This window comes from Nocardia alni, from assembly GCF_019038435.1.
GTDB lineage: Bacteria > Actinomycetota > Actinomycetes > Mycobacteriales > Mycobacteriaceae > Nocardia > Nocardia alni.
The window spans coordinates 1-15,611 of record NZ_JAGPOX010000191.1; the positions used below are offsets into that span (position 1 = coordinate 1).

The following is a 15,611-nucleotide window of genomic DNA, read 5'->3' on the forward strand; positions in this document are numbered from 1 at the left end:
ATAAGAGACAGGCCCGGAAACGCCCGCCCCGGACGGCTGGACCCGGCAGAGCGGACAGCAACAGCACCGGCCGCTCACCGCACGATTGCGCCGGGCACTGCGCGACCTGGCGCGCGCTGGCGCGATGCGGGCCGAGGCATGGGACCGGGCCATGGCCCGAGTGCGGGAGTTCGGGATCGACCCCGATCAGGTGCGCAGGCATCTGGTGCGGGACCGGCTCGACGCGGCCGCGGATCTGGCCGAGCAGCAGCACGAAAACGATCTGCGCCGACCCGACCTGCGGCGCCAGGAACTCACCGACCTGCGCCGGCGAGCCGAAGACCTCGGCCTCGACCCCGGCGACGCCCAGGCCCCCGAACTGCGCCGCCGCATCCTGACCGCCGAGGCGCAGCGCGCCGCCGCCGCGACCGCCGCCCCGGAGCTGCGCGCCCTGGCCGGCCGGATCGACGGCATCCCGCTGTCGGCCCTGGCCCGCCAGGCCCGCCGCCTGGGCGTGGAGGTCAGCGACAACCTTGTCGAGCAGGCCATCCGTGACGCGATCGGTTCGATCGAGGAACGCGGTGTGCGGACGATCCAGGAGCTGACCGGCACGCGCCCCGGTATCCCCGGCCGCCCGGGCCGGCTCGTGCCGATCACCGCGGAGCGCCGGGACGAACTGATGCGCGCGTACGGCATCGCCCCGGCGGGCCGCCCGGCCGCCGACGTGGAACGCGAGTTGCGGGCCGAGATCGCCCGGCGCATCGCCGCCGCACGCGAACACGGCGTCCCGGTGCTGGCGGAACTCGATCGATATCGCGTGGCCGCCGCGAACGAGTCGATGCGCCGCGGGGACGCCCAGGCCGCCGCCGAGCACGAGATCCTGTACCAGCGAACCGGCCTGTCCGATTACGGGCCGCGCATCATCGGCTACGCCACGGTCCACCTGCACTACGGCGATTCGCACAGCCGCACCGTCCCGGGAACCCGGGGCGAACCCGACCGGTTGGTGGGCGTCGGCGCGACCGACGATCCCGAAACGCACCTGCCCGCCGCCCGCCGCCGCGGGCTCGCCTCCCGGGGGTTCGGGGACGCGGTCTACTACCAGGTCGAGATCGACGACAACGGTCGTGTCTGGGTGGGCGAGCACACCCCGCCGCCCGAGCCGGTCCAGCGGTTCGCGCCGGTGGGCCGCCCCGGCGACTGGACTCCCGCCGGCGACGAGCAGCGGTTCGCACTCGGCCGCGGCAAGGCGCGCCGCACGCTGCGCCAGCTCGCCTACGACGTCCTGCGGCTTACCAGGTCGGCCGACAAGAATTACGCCGAGCTGGTGAAACACGCCGAGAATTTCGGTATCGAGAACCCGTGGCGGCTGAGCCCGCGCCAACTCGAGATCGAGGTGCGGGCCACCATCGCCGCCTACCGCGCCCGCTCCGACGAGTCGTGGAAACGGACCGGAGTGCCACCCGCCGAACTGCCCGCGCTGGTGGCCGAGCGGCATCGGCTCGAGAACGAGGCCCAGCAGGTCCAGGACGTCGGCGACGGCCTGCTGCAGAAGCTGGCCGAGCACGAGAACAGCCACCTGCGGCCGCGCGATCTGAAGACCGCGGACGCCGCGGTGCTGGCCGCGCGGCAGGTGCTGGCCGGACTCGGGGGCGTGCCGATCGGCAGCGACGGACGCCCGGTGGATCCGGCGCATCCGAGGCCGGAGGTGGCCCGCCTGATCACCCTGGCGGACGGCACGACCCGGCTGGTCGTGGTCTCACCCGCGGCCAATCCGGACCACATCCTGGATCCGGCCACCCGCCGCTCGCTGGCCACGGAATTCCTCTTCCAGCAGGTCCGCATCGACGCGCGGGGCCGAGTGTGGCTCACCGACCTGCGCGAACCGGTGGGCGGCCCCGCGCAACTCGCCGCACCCTCTGCTCTTGAACCCTCTGCTCCCGAAACGACTCCGACTCCCGAAGCGCCACAGCCCGTCGAGCCGGCGGCCCCGTCCACGGAACTGGTCCCCGTCGCCGGCACTCCCGAAGCGGCACAGCGCCGACTCGACGAGCTGGTCGGCGAGCAAGCGAAAAAGATTGCCGCCCAAGAATACTGGCGCAACAAACTGGAAGGGCGCACCGAGAAGTTCGGCGGCATCGATGTCTCCCAGGGCGCCTGGGCCGAGACGATCCGCCGGCTGGGCGGCGAGCTCACCGGCTACACCGGCGAATACCAGGGCCTGGACTACGTCTCGCAAAGCCAGCCCGAGCAGATCGGCGACGCCGAACTGGCGCGGCGCCAGGATCCGCTGTTCAAACTGGCCGAGGCCGCGAAGAACTACTACGAGCTGACCGATGAGATCCGCCAGCTCGACCAGGACATCGCCGCACTGGTGGCGCAGGGCGCCAAACACGATGCGGCGCGGCAGGAAGCGGTCGGCGGCCTGCTGGGCAAGCTGGCCGACCGGCACAAGGCCGCCGTCGACGCGGCGAAGCCGCTGCGCCTGTGGCGGGACGAGCTGGAGGCGCGTCTGGTCGATGCCCGGCGTAACGGCGATCCGGCAGCCGATGATCCGGCCCGGATCCAGGAGCTGGCAGACGCCGAGGAGGCGGTGGCCAAGGCCGACAACGAGATCGACCGATACAACGATCAGCGTGCCTCCGCCACCGGCGCGTTCGCCGACGCGGCCGCCGCGCATTGGCGCTCCGACGCGCCCGATCCGGACCAGAAGCGGCTGCGGCAGGTCAATGCCAACGTCTGGTTCGACCGGGGCGTGCCGGACGGCCGGGGCGGCTTCCGCGGCGGCCGGATCATCGTGGTCGCGGGCCGCGACGAGTACGGTAGTCCGCCGGGCGCCGCACACGCCGCCGCGTTGCTCGAGGTGCTGTCCCGCCGCCACTATCTGGCCCGGTTGCTGGAACGGCCGGACACCCGCGTCGACTACGTGCGGGTGACCGCGGACGCCCAGGGAAACACCCGGGTCGAGCGGCTCCCGTCACCCGTGGTGGAGCGCCAGCGCATCGGCCCGAGGGGCGCGGGTCCCCGTGTGGCACTGGAGATTTCCGATCCCATAGCCTGGCGGCGGCTCATCCGCGAGGCAACCGGTGTCCCCATGGGGAGCGACACCCGATGGCAGTGGCCGCAGGACGATCGGCTCGCGGCCCAGCTGGAGACGTTCACCCGGCATCCTCGCTCCAGCGACGTGCTGGTGCGCTGGTTCGACGCCGACGGAGTCCCGCACAGCACTCGCCAGGGTGAGGCGCAGGGCTACCGGGCGCTCAAGCCGGAGATCAAGCCCGGCACCAAACTCAAGAAGTACTGGCCGACCGCCCTGAAGGATTGGAGCCTGCCGGCCAAGGGCTGGGCTCCGCACGGAGGCGAGGATCGCCCCGGCGTGCGGGCGCGCAACTACGACGAGAAGATGCCCGACGGATTCAGCGGCGCGGTCGCGGTCGAGCCGTTCCAGAACATGGTGGAGCCCTGGCTGATCCACGAAATCTACGGCTACTGGCCGGAGATGAGCTACGAGGAGATCCTCAGCCTCAGCGAACAGGGCCGCGCCGAGGCGTTCTGGCTGCAGGGTCCGGGTCCGGGAGTGCAAGCGCCGCATGGCTGGGACGACGACACGCACCATGATCTGCCGCTGCACGACGCGCTCTACAACGTCGGCAAGCGGTGGATCCAGATCGCCGAGGGCGTGCGCAAGCTGCCCTGGATCATCAAGCATTTCCACAAGAATCCGGAACTCGGCAGCCGCCGGCGCAATCTGTACTGGCTGCCGGACGGGCCGTTCGACCCGGATCATCCGGTCCTGCGCAAGATTCCGATCGTCCGCAGCTTCCGGGGCTACCGAGGCTGGAAGGCGCCGCGCCTGGATCTGCAACCGGGACACCTGAGTTGGAGCGAGGCCGAGCACGGGCCGGACAGCGAACTCGGTCCGCTGCAAGCGTACTGGCGGCGCGGTGCCGAGCGCTGGGCGCACGTGCAGGCCTGGGCGAATCGGGTGATCGGCGGGTTCGTCGCGGACACCGCGCATTCGGACGTGCGGGCGATCGTGGACCAGCTCACCGGCGCGCGCGACCCGCTGCTTCGCCCCGGCGACGGCGGCGCCGTCTATGCCGAGCTGCTCGGCTTCGCGCGCCGCGCGGACGGAACCATGATCTCGCGCGAGGAACTCACCGCGCAGATCCTGTTGATCAAGAAGCACCTGATGATCAACAAGATGCGAGTGCAGGATCCCACCAGCCCCGACGGCCGGCTGATCGAGAAGCCCTACGATCGGCTGCCGCACGTGGCCGACGCCTGGCTGCGGCTGACCGGGATCGGCGACCTCGACGGCCGCACCCGCCCGCACGCGGAGGATCTGCTGCTGCTCGAGGACGCCCACGCCGAGGCGGACTTCCTGCGCGCACACGAGAAAGCCACCTGGTACGAGGCCGATGAGCACGCCGCGAGCCTGGGCCACGACTGGGACAGCAACCGCCGCAGGCTCAGCGGGCAGCTCGTGCGCCGGCGCGGGCGGCTGTACTACCCGCACGAACTGCCGGCCGGCCGGCCGCTGCGGCGGCGCACATTCCCGTTCACCGACAAGCGAATTCCGCTGCTCAGCGATCGCACGCTGCCGGTGGCCGCATTGCACTACGCGGTGGAACCGATCACCACCGGCGACGACTGGCTACCACCCCGGACCCGCCAGGCCGCCCGGATTCTCGCCGAAACCGGTCTGCGCGAACGGTTCCCGCAGCTGCCGCAGGAGCCGGTCGCCGCGCTGCGCGAACTGACGACGCGGGCGCTGTTCGGGGACCTGTCGTCGCTGCTGGGCACGGACCCCGCGCTGAAGGTGGCGGTGCGCGCCGGCACGGTCGAGTTCTACGCCGACGCCGATACCCCGCAGGAGCGCGACTTCTGGGCCGATATGCTGGGCCGTGCCGACACCGGGCGCACGGCGCACGAACTGGTCGCGGACCTGCGTGCCGAGGTGTCCGAGCAGTTGCACGCGTTCACCGACCCGGCCTGGGCGGCCCGCCGCGAGCGGGAGGCCGCGCACGAACAGGCGCTGCTGGCCTGGGCCCGGGCCGACGTCGAGCAGGCCATCGCCCGGCAGGAGGTCCTGGACCGGGCCGCGGGACTGCCGGTCGACACCGGAGAGGTGCTCTCGGAACCCATGCGAGATCCGATGGCGCTGACCGATCTGCTGGCCGAGGTGCGCAACTTCCGGCGGATCGTCAGCCCGGAGACCACCGCGTTCCAGGCTCGAGTGAGCGAACTGCATTCCGCCGCCGAGGATTACCATCGTGTCGCCGCCCGGGCCCAGGAGCTGTTCGAGCAGGTCCGCGCTGCGCGTGCGGCCGCCCAGCCGGGCGACGCGGTGCACGACCCGGCCGCCCGCCGCGCCGAGATCGGTTGGCTGAGCGAGGAATTGCGGCGGGAGATCACCGCCCGCGAGGCCGCCCGGTCCGATCTGCTGGCCCGCCAGGTCGGCGTGCGGGTCAATGTCGAGGACCTGCTGGACGACGAGCTGAAACAGGACTCGCAGCGGCAGCGGCTGTTCGAGGCGGTGGGCAACCGGACGCTGCCCGTCGCGGAGGGCCGCGAGTACGCCGACCGGGTGAACCTGCTGGAAGACGCGGTGCAGCGCTACCACCTCGCCGACATCCGGGTCGCCGAGCTGACCGAGGAACTGCACCAGGCCAGGTCGCGGGACATGGAACTGTCCGCGGCCGAGGCCGCCGCGGCCCGCGCGGCAGCCGACGACGAGGGCCCCGAATCCGGTTCGGCCCCGGCGCTGCCCGCCGGTCCCAGGCCGGGCGGCGGTGCCCCGCAGGCGATCACGGCCCTCGGCGTGGAGTCGATGGGTACGGTCGCCTACCGGCTGCGTTTCAGCCACGGGGTGTGGGATCCGGTGCTGGACGGACTGTCCGTGCAGGAACGTGCGGTGCTGGGGGAGTTCCTGGCCGGGCGCGGATCGGGCCTGTCGCCGGAGGTCTCCACGGTGCTGGACGTGGTGCTCGGCCGGGCGCCCCTCTCACAGCCGACGCTGGTCAGCTTCGAGGGCGAACACGGGCTGTTCGGTGATGCCGCACCGGGTTCCGTGCACGAGATACCGGGCTTCCTCCAGGGTTTCCTGGGCAGGATGTCGGCCCGTCCGGAGGCCGGTTATCACCTGGAGCTCACGGTGCCCGAGGGCACGCCCGCGTTGTTCGTCGGCGGCGCCGACCTGTCCCCGGCCGGACGGCTCGAGTCACCGCGCCTGCTGCTGGGACGCGGGCTGAGCATCCGGGTCGACGCGGTGCACGACGAGGACGGGCAGATCCGGGTCCGTGGCACGGTGATTCCGCAGGATGCGGGCCGAGGCACTGTCGTTGCGGCGCAACCGGATACGGACTACCCGCGCGAGATCGCGCGCGCCCGGGCCGCGCAGCGGACCGCCTACGATCGGCTGGAACTGGCACGCCGGGCACTGGGCCTGGATCCGGACCTGTCGGACAACGATGTGGCGCGCGCGGTCGTGCGGGCCGTCGGTGTCGAGTGGGAACGGTTGCGTGCCGAGACCCGAGCCGCGGGCAAGAGCGGCGATACCGAGCTGCAACGGGAACTGCGCACCCAGGTCAACGGCTACGGTCCGGTCAAGAACGCCGTCGTCCAGAGCACCGACGACTACTGGGGCGCGCAGTCCAGCGAGGATCGTCTGCGGGCCGAGGCCCGCGCTCTCGGGCTCGACCCCAGCGGTGGCACGGTCGCTTCGGCCGAGCCGGGCATCGAGCCCGGTGGCGATTCGACAATCGCCCCTAGCGGCGATCCGGCGGCCGAATCGGCTCGCGACCCCGGGGCCGGCGGGCTGTCGGAAGGGGACGAGTCGGGCTCGGGCCAGTCGGGCATCGATTCGGCTGCGGCGCCGTTAAATTCGGCCGTAACGACCGCTGAACGGAATCCGGTCCCCACGCCCGCCGAGCAGATCCGCCGGCTCGGGGACGATATCGCCGATCAGGCCGAGAAAACGCCGCCCCAGGGCATCGGTCCCCGGCCGGCGCGGCAGAACCTGTCGCGCAGCGAGGCTCGGTCGTGGAGCAGCCTCGTGGACCGGTTGTCCGAAGGCGATTCGCTGAACCCGACCGGGCACACCGCACCCGTGGACGACGTGTGGTCGGGGCTGGACCGGCAGGGCATCGCGGCCGAGTTCACCGCGCGCCATCCGGGCGATCCGAGTCGCGGCCGACCGCCGTTGCGGCTGAACGGATTCGAGGATCCGCAGGTCGACCTCGACACCCTGCGGGAATTCGCGCGCGCGGTCGACGGAATACTGACCCGGCATCCCGGGATCGACCTGCACCGCGTCGAGATCACCCCGATCGCGAACGGTGACCACGCGCAGACGGTCTGGCGCAAGCGCGGCGACGGCTCCTACTACGCCGAAACGATCAGGCTGAACCGGGATTTCGCCACGCATCCGGAGGCATTGCGTGCCGCGATGCGGCGCGCGGAGGACGACGGGTTCGCCCCGCCGGGCGCGGCCGCACGACCCGTATTCGCCCGCGTCGTGCACGAACTGGGTCACGCGCTGGATTACGCGGGCGGCATGCGGGCCCGGGCCGGCGCCGAGGAGGCGTTGCTGCGGCACTACAAAGCCACGCGCGGCCATATCGATCCCGACGAATACCTGGCCTGGGTGCGCGGACTGAGCGCGTACGCCTTCGACCGGGGCGCGCTGCGCCCGGGTGACGCATTGGCGGACGCGTTCCTGGACGTCGTGCTCAATGGGCAGGACGCCGCCGAGCCCGCCTGGGTGCTGTACGACCTGCTGGTCCGGACCGCGGTGCCCGGCGCGGCCGATCCGCCAGGCGTGGGCCGCAGCGAAACAGACTCGGCGGCAGACCGTTTCGGGATCGATTCGGCCGCCGCCCCGCCGGGCGCGAGTGCCCACGACGGCGAACCGCGCATCGCCTCACCGGGTCAACAGGTCCAGATGACCCATGACGTGCGCTGGGCGGCGTACGGCGGGCCGGAGCAGCCCGACAACTGGGTCGCCCATGTGCCCGATCGGGGCCTGGTTCAAGTGTGGGAACTGTTGTCGCACACCGAGGTCGGTCATCGCGCGATCGGCATCCTGCGTTCGACCGGTGCGTCTGTCCGCCTCGCCGAACCCGGCGACCGCGCCGAGCCGGCCGACTCGTTCGACGCCCGCGCGCTGGACGTCGTGATCGATCCCGCCGGGCGCGATCAGGTGACGCAGGCCATGGCGGTGGTCCGCGCGACGGTGCGGATCGAGGCTGTGCAAGCCGGGACCGTCGAGGTGATGCCCACCCGGATCGCGGCGCTGGATCGGGCCGAGCACGTGGCCGCTCACCGGCAGGTCGAGGCCGACGCCTTCGTGACGGAGAGCGAGCTGCTGCGGGAGTTGCGCGATGCCGGGGTCGACATCACTCCGCTGACCCAGCGCCGCGACGGAGCCGAGTATGCCCCGGGCTTGCGGTCGGTCTATCTCGACGCCCACGACGCGGCGGTCACGGCCGCGCCTGCGGATCAGCCGGACCTGCGCTTGCCCGGGCTGGAGGAGATCGGCAGGGAGGCCGGCCTGCAGGCGCTGCTGGCGGATCCGGTTTTCGGGCTGGAGATGATGGGTCGCGTCGATGACGAGGCCGACGCCGAATGGGAGGCGGCGCGACGGCCCGCCCTGCCCGCCCAGGACGGTGAGCTGCCCGAACACATCCCGGCGACACCGGAATCCGAGCAGCGCCTGCGCGAGCTGCTGCGCGAGCACGCGGTGATCGCGCGGCAGCTGCGCGAGGTGGAGGCGGCATTCGACCGGGTGTACAAGCGGTTGCTGCACGGCTACGAGCTGCCGGATCACCGCAATCCCGTGACGGTTGCCGACCGGGCAGTGCAGATCATCGGCCACAGGTCCAACGGCATGTACTTCGTGGGCGCCAACAAGCAGGCCGACACCTGGCTGGCGGCCGAGCTGGCGCAGCGCCACGAGCGGTTGCGCAAGGATCTGCAATTGCGCGTCGACGGCATCGGCTCCCAGGTCGCGCAGGATATGGTGGCACGGGACGGGATCGCGTGGCCCAGCGGAGTGGAAAGTCGCAACCTGGTCCAGGTCGTGGTCGATGACTCCGGTGTGGTGCACGCGGCGCCGAACCCCGATCCGAAACCCACGTGGTCGGCGTCGGAGCCCATGCGGATCGACTCGCCCGAACCGGCGGCCGCGTCGCCGCTGGCCGAACTGTCGCGCACTCTCACACATCCTGCCCCCTGGCAGGACGCGGGGGTCCTGGTGCGCAAGCTGCGCAACGCCGGTGGCGGCACCGCCATCGGGGAGTGGACCGCCGCTGTCCTGCAACGGCATCGGGTTCAGGTGCGCTTCAGCACGGAACCACAGGTGCGCGAGTGGGGCGGCCCGCCGGAACCGTACTTCCGGCGCGGCATCGGCTACGACCCCGCGTCACGAACCGTCGTGCTCGAGCAGAGCCAGCTCCCCGCGCGCTGGCTGTCGGAGCTGATCCGGGCCGCGGTGCAGATCGACCGGCACCCGCCGGGGCGAATTCCCGAGCGGCTCACCCGGTATCGCGACGAATACATCGCGCGCATGCTGGACACCGAAGCCCAGGGGCACGCGCTCGACTACGAGAACAGGCGCCGGGTCCGGGAGGACAAGCTGAGCAGGGTCGATCCGCTGGATCGCGTTGTCACGGGGCGCCGGACGAAGTCGAGCCCGGCGAATCCGAACTACCTGAGCACCGCCGAGCCGCACGAGCGCACCTATCTCAGGGTGTACACCGAGGCATTGGCGGGTGCCACGGCCGAATACGGCTCCGCCGCAGCCCATCCGGAGGTGCTGGAGGCCGCGGCCTTCCGTGCCGGGGTGCGGGCGATACGTGCCGACATCGATTCGGCGGGCTACGGCTCACGAGCCGACGGGGGCCTGCCCGCATGGCGCTACGGCGCGGAATGGGACCGGGCCCACGGCGTCGCCGTCGGCCGGGAGACCTTCGACGCCCGGCCGCCGTCGGACACGCCGGAGCTGCGCGAACTGCGCAGCGCCGACTACGCGATGGAGATAGCCGGCCTGCGGCTGCTGCGCCGGTCGGGCAAGGCGATACCGGTCGGCCCCGCCGAGCGCGCCTACACCGAGGCATACGACAAGGCCCACGCGAAGGCCGCCCGTGCGGCACGGCGTTCGCCCGAAGCGCCGGAACACCTCGCGCACGAGGCGGGCCGAAACGCGGTGCGGCGCCACGTCGATCGGGTCGGCGCCGAGCAAGCCGAGCTGTTCTTCGACGTGATTCGCGCCGCGGCCGCCGGCGGCGGATTGCAGTGGGGCAGCCCGTATGTCGAGGCCGAGCCGGACCCTGTCGAGGATCCGGCCGACGCGGCCGAGTCGGCGCACGAGTCACCGGAGGTGCGGGACGCGGCGCGGCGGGAGATCGATCGCCTGATGGCGCACGACGTTCCCCACAAGACCATCGTGCGACTGACCGACACCGTGGCCCAGATCTGGGATGCGACAACCGATGACGAGCGACCGGCGCTCGTGGTGGTGGCCGGTCCCGGTGGTCATCTCGATGCCCTCGGGGAACTGCGCGATGCGCGGCCGGAGCTGGCCGACGCGTGGTGGAACGAGACACACCGCATGGACTACCGGGTGGTCGAGCCGGACCAGGACGGAACGCTCCAGGTGCGGTCTATCTACGCCGAGGTCGCCGAGGGCGCGTACCGGCGGCCGGACTCGTCCGAGTCGCGCGCCCAGATACTCGCCAACTATCTGCGGCATCGCGCGGCGGGGGAAATCCGGATCGGCTTCGACGAGTGGCTGAAGCAACTGGGGCCGACCGTCATCGACTCCGGCGTCATGGAAATCCAGCTCGGCCAGAAGAGAAAGACGAAGGTAGACGTCGGCGAGAGGTTGCGGACCGACTTCGTCTACCGCGGATACCAGCTGGCCCGGGCCGACCCATCGATCGAGCCGCCGCACCCTGCGGCCGTCCTACGGGACCTGACGATGCGGCGGGTGGCGCTGGCGCCGGAGGGAATGCATCCGGATCGCGATCCGCTGCAATACGTCAGGCATGAATTCAAGGTCGGCCTCATGCCGCTGGAAGTGTGGCTCGAGCGCGATGGCACGGGCGGTTGGCGGGTGCCGGTGCTCGGCCCGCGCGGCGACATGTCCGACGTGCTGTCCCGCTACCTACAGGGAATGACCGATCGGGATCCGCAACGGCTGCTGGACCGGATCTCCTCGACGTTGCGCAACGGCAAGGCCGCGCTGGCGCCCGAGCAGCGTGGGATGTTCCGCCGGGCCGGTGACAAGTTCCGGCGCGACGCGGGGCCGGACGCGAACCGCGGCAGCGACGGATTCCCGCTGCCCGGTCCGCGAGAGGATCCGTCCCAGCCCGAGCCCGCACCGGCGCACGAACCGGTGGTGGACCACTGGTCCGAGCTGGACCGGGACGGCATCGTCGCCGAACTCACCGCGCGGCACCCGGGTGACGCCACGCTCGGCCGGTCCCCGCTGGAAGTGGCCGGATTCGACGATCCCGCAGTCGATCTCGATGTGCTGAGGGAGTACGCGCGGGCGATCGACGACATACTGCCCCCGCATCCCGAGATCGATGTGCACCGCATCGACATCGGCCCGACCCTCGACGGCCGGCCCGCGCAGGCGGTGTGGCGCAAGCGTCCGGACGGCACCTACTACGCCGAATCCATCACGCTGAACCGGGATCTGGCCCTGCACCCGGAGGAACTGCGAGCCGCGCTGAACAGGGCGGAGCGCGACCGTTCCGCCCCACGCGGCGTGGGTATCCGGCCGGTGTACGCGACGATCGTGCACGAACTCGGCCACGCCCTCGACTATGCCGGAAGTATGCGCGCGCGGGACCGGGCGGTGCGCGTACTGCTGAGCCACTACACCACCGCGCGGGGCGCGGTCGACCTCGCCGGATACCTGTCCTGGCTGGACCAGCTGAGCGGTGACAGCTTCGACCGGGACACGTTGAGCCCGAAAGAGGCTCTCGCCCACGCCTTCCTCGACGTCACCCTCAACGGGAGCAACGCCACCGAGCCCGCCCGCGTGCTCTACGACTTGCTGCTGCGCGAGGCAGGTTCGCCGATCCGGGCGGCGCGGCCGGGCAGTGAAGCCGCAGCGGCACAAGGCGAAGCGAACTCCACGGGTCGACAGCAGCTCGCGGTGGAGGGGAATTCGGCGGGGCAGCAACTGCCGGAGAGAGTAGGAGAGCCGGCGGCACAGCAGCGCCGGGAGCAGGCAGCGGAGTCGACGGCACAAGGGCAGCAGCTGGGGGAGGATACAGAGTCCGTCGACCCGGGCGGCGCGGGTCAGGTTGCCGCGACCGCGCATCCGTTGGCACAGCTGGGCCCGCAGCTGCCGTACGAATTGAACGCGGCACGTGCGGAGGTGGAGCGGCTGGCGCGAGAACGCGCCGAACTCACCGCCCGACTGCCACGGCTCAACGCCGCCGTCGCTGCCGGGGGCGTGGACGTCGAAGCCGCAACGGCCGAACGAAACACGCTGCGGGAACAGATCCTCCGGCTGACCGATCGAATCACCCGCGCGGCGGGCCCCGACTACCTGACTTCGCGGGGCGCGCAGGTCACCTCGGAGCATCCCCAGGTCGGTCTCGTCAGTGACCCGCCACGAATTATCGTGGTCGGCCGCCGCTTCGACGAGGCCGGCGGTTCCCCACACGATGGCATCCTGCGCGCGGCACTGCCCCACGTGCCCGGACTGGCCGACGCACTGGCGAATCCCGACACAACACTGGAATACGTACGCCTGGCGGTGGATTCCGGCGGCCGAGCCCACACCGCGCCACTGAAGTCGCCGTCGGCCGCGCAGTTCGTGCTCGAACCATCTGGGGCACAACAGCAATCACGACAGACGCCGACCGGACAGCGAGCCTCCGGGCCGCCTGCCGGACCCGCACCGGATGGTGGTGACTCCGGCGGAGATGACGAGATCCGCAAACCCCATCTGCCCCTCGTCCCACGCTATTACCCGCAGTATGAGTACAACTGGCCGGAATTCCAAGCGGCCCAGCCCGGTCCGCTGCCCGAGCCGACGCTCCCGTCGCCTCCAGTGCAGCACCCGAAACCGCCGGTGCAACAACCACCGCGACCTGTCCAGCTGCCTCAGCCCCCCGTGCAGCAGCCGCAACCACCGGGCCGACAGCCGGCAGCGCCCGAGCAGCCTCACGAATCGCACCAGCACCAGCACGAGAAGGGCCGTGATCGGGATGATCACGGCCGGCGCGACCGTGAACACGATCGCGATCGTCACCACGATCACGGTCGACACGATCACGGTCACGACGATCACAACCAGCACGACCACGGTCATCTGCACGACCACGACCGGGATGATCGCGACCAACATGACCACGACCGGGACGGTGATTCCCCACACGATCGCGATCATTGGCACGGTCACGAGCGTGACCGGCGTGACCGCGACGCGGACGATCGCAACCAGCACGATCGCGATCGACAGCACGATCACGATGACCGTCACCAGCGTGGCCGCGACTCCGACAATGGCAACCGGCGCGATCGTGATCATCGGCACGACCACGACGATCATGACGGACACGATCGCGACCAGTACAACGGTGGCGGTCAGGAGGATCGCGACGTCGACAGGCGTGGCCGCGACCTTCTCGGTGAGCAGAGTGTCTCCCGCCGCCAGGATGGTTCGGGGGACTCGGATTCACAGACGGCGGATCAGTACCCGTCTTCTGGACAGTCCACCGGATCGCCTGCCGAATCACCTGCGCTACAACAGATCCCGTTCCTCCCGGATCTCCCGCAGATACCCGGCGCACCGAATCCCGCCGGCCGGCAACCGCAGGCTCCGAGCGGCCCCCAATCAGGCAGGCAGCAGAGTCCGGGTTATGACAACAGGCAGCCCGGCCCGGGCGCGCAGGCACCGAATGCGACAACCTCGCCAGGATGGAACGGACCGTCCACGGCCCTGCCCGGATACCCGACGACATCGGAGCCGCGGCACTCCTTCGGCCGGCCCGGCGCACCACAGGATCACCCGACCCATGCCGATGGGTCACCTGGATTGCCTGTGCCCCAAACCAGTTCACCTCCGAGCGGCTACCCCCCGATGTACCCCCCTCGGACGACGGCGGCGCAGAACACCCCCCAGCGACGCCTCCGCCCACCGCCGCCCGCACCGACCACACTGTTCGTCCTGCGCTACGGCAGCCGGGACGAGTGGGCCGAATTGGATCCGCCGACCGGCGCGATGCGCCCCGCACCGATGCCGGTAGGGATGCCGAGCGGCGTGTTCGGCGACATCGAAGGCATACACGTCGTGTTCTACCGCCAGCAGGGCCGCCTGATGCTGCGCCTGGGCACGCAGGTGATCGACGCGGACGACCTCGCCGTGATCGTGCACTGGGAACGCACCGGCCGCCACCACTCCGTGCTCACGGTGACCCACGGAGGCAGTCGCATCGGACAGATCCGCTACCGTAACCTGACCCCCGCCATCGACCTGGGCCTGATGATCCGCGACGTCCTGGACAACACCATGCGCAGATCCCAATTCTTCCCCGGCTGACACCGCAACACCCTCGGAGGCCCTCGTGCGCGACCGACTCACACCCGAAGACCTGCGCCGCAATTTCGACCGCGAACTGACCTCGGTCACCACCGGCGGCGGCCTGACCACCGGCACCGGCCTGGACGACGAGACCGAACGCGCCCTGTGGGCAATCGCCGACGCCCATCCCGAGATCCCGGACGCCCTGATCCAGACGGCCCGCGACACTTTCGAGGCACAACTCGACGGCTCACACGCCGCGGCCCGCATGTCCGACCTCGCCCGCCGCATCGACGAGATCAACCGTCGCTAGGCGCAGCAGCGACGATTGCCAACCCGGCCAGTGACCGGGCGGATGTTTCGAGGCTCCGCGGTCAGCAGTGCTGGTAAAAGTACCCCGCGTCGCCCTGCGGTACGAGTTTGCGATCCCGAATGAGCGTGAAGGCCGGACGATCCGGCTGTGCGCAGACCGTGTCGAGCGGCCCGGGAAGATCGTCGGTGTACTCGATGTCGACGACGCGGCCACCATAGGTCGAGGAGTACTTGTCGCATTCGTGGAACTGCAGACATTCCTCCGCGACGGCAAAGTCGAAGGACGCTTCCCGCTTGGCCTGTTCTCCGAGATCGGGCGAGTTCTTCTGACCGGTCAGCAATCCAGCGTCATGCGCGATACGCGACAACAGGGCAGCGAGCGCCAGATTGTCCGCCGCGGTGAGCCGACCGCCGGACCGAGTGTAGGAGTCCAGATTGTCGAACTCCACGGCTTGGAAACCCGCCGCCGCACAACCGGTGATGGTACGCCCGAGGATCTCGGCCAGCTTGCTCCGACCCTCCGGCGTCGAGGTATCCAAGAGATACTCGTCGGGCCAGTTGTCATCGACCACAAGCTTCCCGTCGGCCCCACTCAGCAGCAGATCACGACGCTGGCCACGCCACAACTCCTGCTCACCGGGCTGAGTCTGAAACCCGTTGACATAACAGACGTTGTAGACCCCCGCCACTGGTGCGGCCGTGCTGTCCCGGGTCACGATCGTGACCCCCGCCGGCGGCGGATACGGCCCCCCGAGCTGATAGTCCGCCGCCC

The 15,611-nt window shown here is 70.7% G+C and carries 3 protein-coding genes; 2 read left to right on the top strand and 1 reads right to left on the bottom strand.

Annotation, left to right across the window (positions count from 1 at the left end):
- The first annotated feature begins 124 nt into the window (after positions 1-124).
- Both JZ791_RS40040 and JZ791_RS40045 read left to right on the top strand, forming a co-directional pair.
- Complete coding sequence (locus JZ791_RS40040; RefSeq protein ID WP_216902524.1) at positions 125-14,545, top strand: hypothetical protein; 14,421 nt, start codon at positions 125-127, stop codon at positions 14,543-14,545.
- A 25-nt stretch (positions 14,546-14,570) separates the two neighbouring features.
- Complete coding sequence (locus JZ791_RS40045) at positions 14,571-14,840, top strand: hypothetical protein (protein ID WP_216902526.1); 270 nt, start codon at positions 14,571-14,573, stop codon at positions 14,838-14,840.
- 61 nt (positions 14,841-14,901) lie between these two features.
- On the opposite strand, the gene JZ791_RS40050 is transcribed toward JZ791_RS40045, so the two are convergent.
- A partial coding sequence (locus tag JZ791_RS40050) for an endo alpha-1,4 polygalactosaminidase (RefSeq protein WP_216902528.1) occupies positions 14,902-15,611 on the bottom strand: 710 nt, incomplete at its 5' end.

Bases quoted from the DNA above. Each gene is read 5' to 3' on its own strand.
- JZ791_RS40040 (WP_216902524.1), top strand. From the start codon at position 125: ATGCGGGCCGAGGCATGGGACCGGGCCATGGCCCGAGTGCGGGAGTTC.